At 67.9% G+C, this 9963-nt stretch carries 8 protein-coding genes; 3 read left to right on the top strand and 5 right to left on the bottom strand.

Annotation, left to right across the window (positions count from 1 at the left end; all coding sequences use genetic code 11):
* The 3 genes from ABZ412_RS10645 to ABZ412_RS10635 all read left to right on the top strand — a co-directional run.
* Nucleotides 1-475, top strand: a 475-nt coding sequence (locus tag ABZ412_RS10645) for an Ig-like domain-containing protein (RefSeq protein WP_357278867.1), incomplete at its 5' end; no start/stop codon positions are given.
* A gap of 115 nt (nt 476-590) precedes the next feature.
* Nucleotides 591-3140: an FHA domain-containing protein gene (locus ABZ412_RS10640; protein ID WP_357278865.1), complete on the top strand. Its 2550-nt coding sequence runs from the start codon at nt 591-593 to the stop codon at nt 3138-3140.
* Between the two features lie 173 nt (nt 3141-3313).
* Nucleotides 3314-3811, top strand: a complete 498-nt coding sequence (locus ABZ412_RS10635) for a DUF4232 domain-containing protein (RefSeq protein WP_357278862.1) — start codon at nt 3314-3316, stop codon at nt 3809-3811.
* A gap of 409 nt (nt 3812-4220) precedes the next feature.
* On the opposite strand, the gene ABZ412_RS10630 is transcribed toward ABZ412_RS10635, so the two are convergent.
* The 5 genes from ABZ412_RS10630 to ABZ412_RS10610 all read right to left on the bottom strand — a co-directional run bounded on the left by ABZ412_RS10630 (nt 4221) and on the right by ABZ412_RS10610 (nt 9963).
* Nucleotides 4221-4853 carry a hypothetical protein gene (locus ABZ412_RS10630; protein ID WP_357278859.1) on the bottom strand — a complete coding sequence of 211 codons (633 nt, stop codon included), beginning with the start codon at nt 4851-4853 and terminating at the stop codon, nt 4221-4223.
* 80 nt (nt 4854-4933) lie between these two features.
* Nucleotides 4934-6250: a DUF2786 domain-containing protein gene (locus ABZ412_RS10625; protein ID WP_357278857.1), complete on the bottom strand. Its 1317-nt coding sequence runs from the start codon at nt 6248-6250 to the stop codon at nt 4934-4936.
* An 87-nt stretch (nt 6251-6337) separates the two neighbouring features.
* On the bottom strand, nt 6338-8530 hold the full coding sequence (locus tag ABZ412_RS10620) for an MMPL family transporter (protein WP_357278854.1): 2193 nt from the start codon (nt 8528-8530) through the stop codon (nt 6338-6340).
* A 6-nt stretch (nt 8531-8536) separates the two neighbouring features.
* Nucleotides 8537-9463, bottom strand: coding sequence for an SDR family NAD(P)-dependent oxidoreductase (locus ABZ412_RS10615; RefSeq protein ID WP_357278852.1), 927 nt, complete (start codon nt 9461-9463; stop codon nt 8537-8539).
* Nucleotides 9460-9963, bottom strand: a complete 504-nt coding sequence (locus tag ABZ412_RS10610; RefSeq protein WP_357278850.1) for a DUF2505 domain-containing protein — start codon at nt 9961-9963, stop codon at nt 9460-9462. The genes ABZ412_RS10615 and ABZ412_RS10610 overlap by 4 nt, the downstream gene beginning before the upstream one ends.

Here is a 9963-nt window from a genome sequence, read left to right as displayed (position 1 = left end):
CGACGCGACCGGCACCGCGACCTTCCAGTGGACGCCCTCGGCTGCTGGTGCGCACACGCTGACCGCGACGTTCTCGGGGCGTGACGGTGTCACCGGATCCAACACCACCGCACAGGTGAACGTCGCTGCGGCCGACAGCAATTCCACCGTGACCGTCAACCCGGTCACAGGAGCCACCGTCGGTACCGCGATCACCCTGACGGCGAAGGTCAACCCTGCAAACGCGGGCGGCACCATCACCTTCACCGACGGTGGCGCCGTCATCGGCACCGCCGCCCAGGTCGGCGCTGACGGCACCGCCACCATCACGTGGACCCCCACCGCCGCCGGCAGCCACATCATCACCGCCGACTACTCCGGCAATGGCACCGTCAACGCGTCCACCACCACCGTCACGATCACCGTCGCACCCACCGGAGGCACCGGCACCGGCACCGGCAGCTCCCTGCCCGGCAGCCTCGGTTCCAGCCACTGAACAAAAGCTACCGCGGTGTCTGTTCCCAGCCGGTACGGCCGGGGACAGACACCGCGGTAGCGATGGGTAATACCGGCTGTCGGGCGGTGAGGCGGTTCTGCATCCGGACGACGCGGTGGCCGGTCGCGATCATCGGGCACCGTATTTCCGATCCCATCGGCACTCGGCCCGCAGTTCGGCAGGGTCGTATACTCCCCTTATGGCGGATGAGCGGTCCTCCACAGAATTCCCCGAGTCGCCGGTTCTCGTGGTGCAGACGCGAGAACACGTTTATCGGCTACGCGCCGGGGGTGTGTACAACATCGGCCGCGATCCGACCGCCGACGTTGTTGTCACCGATCCGCGTGTCTCGGCCGTGCACGCCGTGCTGGAGCGAGGATCGCACGGTTGGGAAATCGAGGACGCGCACAGTCTGAACGGCACCTTTTTCGACGGTCAGCGCGTCGAGCGGATGCTGATCGACCACGACGAGACCTTCCAGCTGGGGCATGCCAAAGACGGTGCGCGGCTGTCCTGCTCGCTGGAATCACCCAACCCCGCCCCCGTCTCCGAGCCCGATGACGATTTCGGCGGGGACACGATGGTCGTCCCGAATCCTGGCTATGACCTGGACGATGAAGCCACGGTCACCCTGTTCGAGCCGGGCCTGCCGCGGCGAGTGTCGCGGTCGTCGCCTCCGGCTACCCAGCCCAGCGCGGTAGTACGGATCGTCTCGGGCACGCTCCGGATCGGACGCGCCGCAGACAACGACATCGTCGTGCCCGACCTCATGGTGTCTCGCCATCACGCCGAACTACAGGTGATCGACGAAGGCAAATATCGAGTCGTCGACCTCGACAGCCACAACGGCACCTATGTCAACGGCCACCGGATCGAGACCGCGGACCTGTCCGAATCCGACTTGATCGGCATGGGACACACCACCTATCGGCTCGTCGGCAACGAACTGCGCGAGTCCGTCGACACCGGTGACATCTCGGTCTGTGTCCAGAACCTGATCGTGCGGACACCGGAAGGGAAAGTGCTGCTCGACGACGTGACCTTCCCCATCGCGCAGCGCTCACTCGTCGGGGTCATCGGACCCAGCGGTGCGGGCAAGTCGACGCTGTTGGGCGCGGTCACGGGGATGCGGCCCGCGACCGAGGGGACCGTCCGCTACGACGGACGCGACCTGTACACCGATTACGACGAGCTGAGACACCGGATCGGATTGGTTCCGCAGGAGGACATCCTGCACAAAGAGCTCCCGACGCGACGCGCCCTGCTCTACGCGGCCGAGCTGCGGTTCCCTGGTGACACCCGCCGCGAGGAGCGCGAGCAGCGAGTCGACGAAGTCCTCGACGAACTCGGCCTGACGCGCCATGCCGACACCCGCATCGATCGGCTCTCCGGCGGGCAACGCAAAAGGGTCAGCGTCGCATTGGAACTGCTGACCAAACCGTCCCTGTTGTTCCTTGACGAACCGACCTCCGGCCTGGACCCCGGCCTGGACAAGACGGTCATGGAAATGCTGTCCGAACTCGCCCACGACGGGCGGACCGTCATCGTCGTTACACACAGCGTCGCGAATCTCGATTCCTGTGACCGCCTCCTGGTGCTGGTGCCCGGCGGCAAGCTGGCCTACTACGGACCGCCCGCGGAGGGGTTGCAGGAGTTCGGGCAGCGCACCTGGGCCGAGGTGTTCCAGGCATTCGACCGGGACGAGGACCGCGACTGGGCCGGTGAGTTCCGGAAGTCCCCGCGCTTCGAGAACTACGTCGATGTCGGGCCGATCGACGACATCGGACCGGGCGAAGTACACGCACCGGCTTCGCCGCCACCCGCGCGGCAGTCCAAGCTCAGCCAGCTCAGCACACTGTGCCGGCGGTATCTGGCGGTGATCGCCTCGGACCGCAGTTATCTGGCGTTGCTCGGCGTGATGCCGTTGCTGCTGGGCGGTTTGATCGCCGCGGTGCCCGCGGGCGCGGGTTTCACCGGGGCGCCGGGAACCAACACCGATGCCTCCACCAAGCTGATGATCCTGGTTTTCGGCGCCTGCTTCGTCGGCACCGGCAACGCGATTCGCGAGATCGTCAAGGAACAGACGATCTACCGCAGAGAACGCGCGGCAGGACTGTCGGCCGGGGTCTATTTGATGTCGAAACTGCTGGTCTTGGGTGTGATCACCATCCTTCAGGCGGCGGTGTTGTTCTTGATCGGCTCTATCGGCACGAGTTTTCCGCCGAGCGGGCTATTCACGTCGGCCCAGCTGGAGTTGGTCTTGGCGATGGCGATGCTGGGCATCGCGTCGCTGACGTTGGGCTTGCTGGTGTCGGCTTCGGTGAGCACCTCGGAAAAGACACTGCCCCTGCTGATCGTGCTGTCGATGGCGCAACTGGTGCTCACCGGCGGGCTGGTGCGGCTTCCCGGCACGCCCGTTCTGCAACAGCTGTCCTTGGTGTCGCCGTCCCGGTGGGGCTACGGCGCCGCAGCGGCCAGCATCGACCTCGATACCCTCTCGCCGCACGATGGCGGGCCCGACCCGCTGTGGAAACACACCATCGGCACATGGCTGCTCGATATGGGGGTCCTCGCCGGTCTCGCCGCGATCTTCCTCGCGCTGGCCTGGTATCGGCTGCACCAGCTGCAGCCACGGCGGCGCGGTGCCCCTGCCGCCCGGATGTGAGCCTGCTCCAGGACTACCGCACCTGTGGATCCTTCGCGTTGCCCGCGGTGTGTGGGCGGACGTGGTGCGCGACCGTCATGGTGGACCCGTCGGTGTGTTCAGCGGATCTTCAGCCGACCATAAGTTCGGTCCAGAAAGGTGATGGCCGATCACATGATTCGGAGGGTCGGTAGATGCGTTCCAGGGCAGTGGCTTCGGTAGTCTTCGCGGCGACGGTGGGCACCTTGATGCCTCTCATCGCGGACGGGCAGGCACAGGCGGACGAACCGTGGTGCGTTGCTTCACAGTTGCGGTTGACGGTCCAGGCCGAGCCCGCGCGGGCCGGGGCCAATCAGCGCACCGCAAGTCTCGTGCTCGTCAATACAGCTGGCGAATCCTGCGTCCTGCAGGGCTTTCCCGGTGTGGACCTGGGCGCTGTGGGTGACCACGGCGGTCCCGCCTCACTGCCCCGAACCGGCCAGCAGCCGCACCGTGTGACCCTCGCTCCCGGCGGCCGGGCGACAAGTACGCTGACCTACGTCACCGGCACCAGCACTCCCGGCGAAGTGATTCTCACTCCGCCGGACTCCACCACCCAGCTGCGTGCCCCCTGGCCCGCGGACCTGGGGGCGATCACGGTGTGGCCCGAGGGCGCGACGCATCCGGGGACCTTCGTGGGTCCCCTGCACTAGCGATGGACCCTCAGTGGGGGTACTGAGGAGTGTCCACCACCATTCAGGGTCGGTGTCACCAGTTACGGCTGAGGAAACTGCTGGCTACCTTTGAAGGGAAAGTCCTTCCTCGGAACATGGTGCAAGGAGTTGATCAAATGAAAGAAAGAATCGCCGGGACCGTAGCCGCGACCGCGATCGTGTTGTCGCTCGGCGTCGCCGGAGCATCGGTGGCGTCGGCCAGCGAACCGCAGGCTACGCCCGTGGATGGATCAGTCGGCATCTGTTTCACCTTCCCGCTGCCGGGATCTGCAGACTTGGTTTGGTGCCTCTGAGGAAGAGGCTCGTATAAGGGCGTCCCGCGGCGTCGTATGAGAAAAGGCCCGGTCCTGCTGGACCGGGCCTTTTCGGTGGCTACGCCTGGTGGCGGTCAGAGCGTGCCGTTCTCGATGTCCCGCTTCAGTGCAGCCTGGTACGCCTGGTGGGAGGAGACGCCGTTGGTGACGGTGAAGTTGAGCAGCAGGGGGTTGCAGCTGAAGGTGATGTGTTCGTTGACCGCGGTGGTGCCGTTGCCGTTGTCGGTGAAGGTCACCTTCTGATGCGTGATGACACCGGGGGTGTCGTAGCTGTCGGTGAGGTAGTACTGGTCGGCCGGGAAGAGGCGCTGTTCGGCCTGGGTTTTCGCGGGGTAGTCGACCGAGCCCATCGGGACGTTCTCCAGCGCGGTGAAATCGATGGTCGTGCTCACCCCGTCGCTGCAGGTGCGGTGGGTGATGATGTCCTTGAGGAACGGGTGGCGGCCGATGTCGTTGCGCAGGTTCGAGTAGACCGTCCACACCTTGTCGATCGGGGCGTTGATGGTGATCGGCAGGTCGACCGTGCGCGAGGCGGAACCGGAGGATCCGCTCTTCTCCGCGGCCTGGTACGACGCCCATCCGGTCTGCCAGCCGGCGGTGTACGAGTTCGGGGTGTCGGTACACGTCGGTGCGGAATCCGCCTGCGCTACCGGTGAACCCGTCGCCGCGAACGACAGGGCCATTGCGCATCCCACAAGATATTTCACGGCCGGACTGTAACGTGTTCTTGCGTTGTTTGCTCGCGCCGTCATGGATTCGAGACCGACCGGCAGGATCGTGCGGCGGACTACCGGCCGATCGGCCGCCGGGCGTCGAGCTGCGCGCGGTCCGCGGCGGCCCGTCCCGCATCCCAGCCCTCGGCGCTGCGGATGGTGATGCCGCGATTGCGGGCCTGCGGAAACAGTGCGTCGAAGGCCGCGTCGACGGCGATCTGATGCGAGGCCAGCACCGGTAGCAGCCGTTCGGAGTCGGGTGACTCGGCGATGGTGGCCGCGGTGGCCGCCGCGAGCCGTTCCCCGATGCGGGTGGCGTAGGCGACCAGGAACGATTTCCGGAAGGTCCGGCTGCGCGCCCCGTCGTCGGGCGTGTCCTGTCCGCTCGCGATCATCGCCCGGGTGGCCTGCACCAGCAGCGAGGTGGTGAGCAGTTCGATGGCCTCCAGATCCGCGTCGTCCCCGACGATGGTGACGAACCCCCATTCCGAGGCCACGATGGCGCGACTGCGATTGGCCTTGGCGACCACGTCCACGAGCAGTGCCTTCGCGTCGACGTAAGGGGTGTCGAGCCAGATCCGCCGCGCCCCAGGCAGATCGGGCACCGCGGTGTCGGCATCGACCAGCACCCGATCGAGCGCGTATTTGGTCATCAACTCCTGCGCCTTGGCCGACAAGGTCTCGGCCTCCTCGGGAAACGAGGTCGATTCGGCCTTCGCGAGCAACCCGCGCACCCGCCCGAGCACCTTCTCGTCGACGTGATGATGCGCCCCGGCCCGCGGTCGCGCACTGCCCGGCAACGGCCTGATGGGCTCCAATTCCGGCAGCAGAAGGAGCAAGGCGAGCGCCTCGACCACGGTGGTGATGGCCTCGCGTGAGGTCAGCATGTGCTTGGCCGCCCACTGCCCGAAGAAAGGTTCCGAGTCCGACCACCAGACCCGAGCCTCGATGGCGTCGAGCTGCTCGACCCACGTCTCGTCCATGGTCTCGGCCGCGAAGGGCCGCACATGATCGGCCATCACGTCGACGAGGAACCCGGCGGCGAACTCGTCGACCCGCCGTACCGCGGCCTCGTGTACATCCCCCGGCAGCCACCCGTGTTGAAACACCCGCCGAATGACGTGCCGCCCGGCCAGGTGCGCTCCGGATCCGACAACGTGATCCGACAGCCCGCTCTCCGCGACCTCCTCGGCGAACCGCCCCGCGATTCCGGAATCCCCCCGAGCCGTCTTACTCCCCGCTCCCACCCGCGCCGCGGCCATCGCGGCCGCCAGCACCGCGTTCCCGACTTCCTGCGTGGTCGGCTGCTCTCCCTCGCTGGTCAGGAAGCGAACGTCACCCAGTTGCGCACGCAACTTGGCGGCCCGGTGCTTGCGATTCGGCTTACCCACGGCCATCAACCCTATTTCACGGCCGGGCGGCCACGGTCTCGTCCTGTGGGGGCTGCCGGTCACGCTGAGCGGGACCGGCAGCCCGGCTCAGCGGGCGTCGGTGGATACCGGTTCGGGCGCAGCGGTTTTCGTGCGTCCGGGCACCCACCAGTTGAGGCGGCCCATGGTTTGCATCAGGGCCGGGACCAGGATGGTGCGGATGACGGTGGCGTCGACCAGGACGGCCAGGGTGAGGCCGAGACCGAAGAGCTGGACGAAGGAGACGTGGGCGAAGACCATGCCCACGAAGGCGATGGCCAGCAGCGCCGCTGCCGCGGTGAAGATTCGTGCGGTGCGGGCGATGCCCACGGCGACCGAACGCCCGGTCTCGCCGGATTCGAGGTATTCCTCTCGGATTCGGGACAGGAGGAAGACCTCGTAGTCCATGGATACGCCGAAGGCCAGGCAGAACATGAGGATCGGCATGGTGGGGACGAGGTATCCGGTGGGGGTGAAGCCCAGGGCGCCGGAGAGGTGGCCGTCCTGGAAGATCCAGACCATGGCTCCGAAGGTGGCTGCCAGGGAGAGCACGGTGAGGACCAGGGCCTTGATCGGGAGCACGACGCTGCGGGTGAAGATCAGCAGGACGACGAACATCGATATCGCGATCAGGGCCAGTGCCAACGGGACTCGTGCGCCGAGGGCGTGGACGGAGTCGGCGTTGCGGGCGGCGGGGCCGCCGAACCGCACCGGTCCGGGGGCGGGAAGCGCCCGGAGGCGGTCGAGTTGTTCGGTCGAGGCGGCCGAGTAGGGGTCGAGGCGGGTTCCGATGCGCAGGTAGGTTCCTGCGTCCCCGGCCATGACGGGTTGCGGCCCGGCGACCGGGAGTCCCCCGGCGTAGACGCCGCCGCTGGACAGCACCGAGCTCACGCCCGGGACCTGGGACAGGGTGCGCGCGTAGTCGGCCACGCGCGCGGTGTCCCCGTGGGTGTCGGGCAGGACGGCGAGGATGCCCGCGGTGAGGTTCTCGGAGAAGCCGGTGCGGGAGGCGTCGCCGACCTCCCGGCTGGATCCGGAGGCCAGTACCCGATCATCGGCCCACCCGAAGCGCACGCCGAGGAACGGCGCACCGAGCAGCAGCAAGGCCGCGACGACGGCCACGATGGCGAGGACCGGCCGCTTCATAACGCCCATGGCGAAGCGATACCACCGGTCCCGCTCCACCGGCTGGGGGACGGGATCGGGCCGGCCGAGTCGTCGGCGCAGCCACTGCCGCACGTCGAGCGCCTCGACCCGGGTGCCCATGAGCGCCAGCGCCGCGGGCAGCACCAGCAGCGTGGTGAACACCGCGGCGGCGAGCACCGCCAGTCCCGCGTACGCGAACGACCGCAGGAAGTACAGCGGGAACACCAGCAGCGCCGCGAGTGAAAGCGCCACGGTCAGACCGGAATACAGCACGGTGCGCCCGGCGGTGCGGACGGTGCGGGCCACCGCGTCGACGGTGTCGGAGCCCGCCGCGATCTCCTCCCGGAACCGGCTCACCATGAACAGGCTGGAGTCCAGCGCGACCGCGAACCCCAGCGCCGTGGTCATGTTGAGCGCGAAGATGGAGACGTCGCCGACCGCCGCCAGCACCCGCAGCACGGCCAGCGCCGCGCCGATGGTGACCACGCCGACCAGCAACGGCAGCATGGATGCGACGAGGCTGCCGAACACCAGCACCAGCGCGATGCCGGCCAGCGGGATCGCGATGGATTCGATGAGCACCAGGTCGAGGGTGATCTGCTTGCTCATCTGCGCGAGCGCTACGGCTTCACCGCCGGCCCGGACCCGGACTCCGTCCTGGCTGCCGTTGTACTTGTCGGCCAGGGTGCCCGCGAGTTTCGGTGCGGCGGTGTCGTCGCCGCGCGCGTAGGCCACCAGGACCGCGCTGTGGCGGTCGGTGCTGCGCAGCGCGGTGCGCATCTCGGTCGGGACGCTCCAATACGACTGCACCCCTTGAAGATCCGGGTTCGCTTTCAGTTCATCGGTGATCCGCTGTCCCACCGTGGTGGCGGCGGGCGTGTCGATCCCGTCGGGCGCGGTGAGCACCAGCACCACATTCGGCGCCGCCCCGGGGAAGTGGTCTTCGAGATACCGGTCGACCCACGTGGATTCGGAGTCCGGCGCCTGGAAGCCGCCGGATTTCAGATGCATCGGCGCCGACCACCCGATGGCGTAGCACAGGATGGCGGCGAGCCCCGCGAGCACCAGGACGGCACGCGCGCGGCGCTGGGCGAAGTGGGCGATGGCGAGCAGCACGCGCGCTCACCGCCGTTCGGCGGGCGGCACCCGCCGCGCGGTCCGGACCAGGTCTTCGGAGACCTGCCACAGTTCCGCGGCCCGCTCGGGGTCGTAGGACTCGGGCGCGCTGGGCACTTCGGTCGCGCCGGTGAAGTACTTGCCGGTGGTGTCGGCGAGGTCGGGTCCGGTGATCAGCCAGGCCAGGTCGGCGGCCGAGCGGGCGACCGTGCGGGCGATGGGCATGACCCGGATGAGCAGCGGTGCGAGCAGCCGGAATCCGATGCGGGCGGGCGCCGAATAGCCGCGGGAAAGCGCGGTTTCCGGCATCAGGCCCGGGTCGAAGGCGTTGACGGTGATCCCGTGATCGCCCCACCGGTTGGCCAGCTCGTAGGCGAAATACACATTGGCGAGTTTGCTGGTGGCGTAGGCGACCCGCCCGTCGCGGCCGGAACCTTCACCGGGAGTGGCGAGTTCGCGGGGCGCGCGCCACTGCGGCGCGGGGAATCCCATCGATTTGCGCGGCCCCTGATGCACGTCGCTGGACACCACCAGGACCCGTGACCCTGCGTCGAGCAGGTCCGCGCACCCGGTGACGAGCGCGAAATGCCCGAGATGATTGACGGCGAAGGTCAATTCGTAGCCGTCCTCGGAGCTGCGCACCTGGTCCACGATCTGGAGACCGGCATTGCACACGATCGCGCCGAGCCGCGGCTGTTCGCGGCGGTGCAGGGCTTCCACCGCCGCCCCGACCGACTCCAGCGACGCCAGTTCCAGTTCCAGCAGGTCCACCTGCGCCGTGGGCGCGTGTTCCCGGATCCGCTGCCGAGCGGCCTCCGCCCGCTCGGTGTCACGGCATCCGAGAATCAGTGGAACACCCTTGGCGGCCAGAATTTTCGCGGTCTCGAGGCCGAGCCCCGAGGTCGCGCCGGTGATGAGAACGGGAAGGCTCATGCCGCGTTCTCCAGCCACTTCATCGTGAACTCGTCGATGGCGGCCGCGGTGCTGGTGAACGTCTTGCCCATATCGGCCTCGATCAGTCTGCCGATCAGGGGAACCCGGGCTTCGATCTGACCGGACATGGTGAACTCGCACCCGTTGTCGGTGCGTCGCAGCACCAGGTCGGCGCCGAGTTTGATGGTCATGCCCTCGACCTGCCCGTCCATCCGCCCGCGGGCGATGCCGTCGGCTGGTTCGGACCAGGTCTCGCTGTAGGTGTAGCGCACGCCGTTGGGCCGGAAGGTGGCGGCCGGGCCGGGCAGGGAGGAGGCCGGGATGACGGTGTTGACGGTGACCAGGGTGCGGTTCGGGGTGACCTCGAAGGCGGCCAATTCGGCGTCGGCGCCGTCGATTTCGCGAATGCGCTGTTCCCAGTAGTCGCGGGAGCCGAGGGCGCGGTGGAACTGGACGTCACTGTACGGGTACGGGGTGGTGTGCTGCACGGAACGCGGCAT

The sequence above is a fragment of the Nocardia sp. NPDC005746 genome (assembly GCF_040630785.1).
Taxonomy (GTDB): domain Bacteria; phylum Actinomycetota; class Actinomycetes; order Mycobacteriales; family Mycobacteriaceae; genus Nocardia.
Note: the sequence above shows the minus strand (reverse complement) of the source record. Positions and strands in the feature narration are given on the sequence as shown.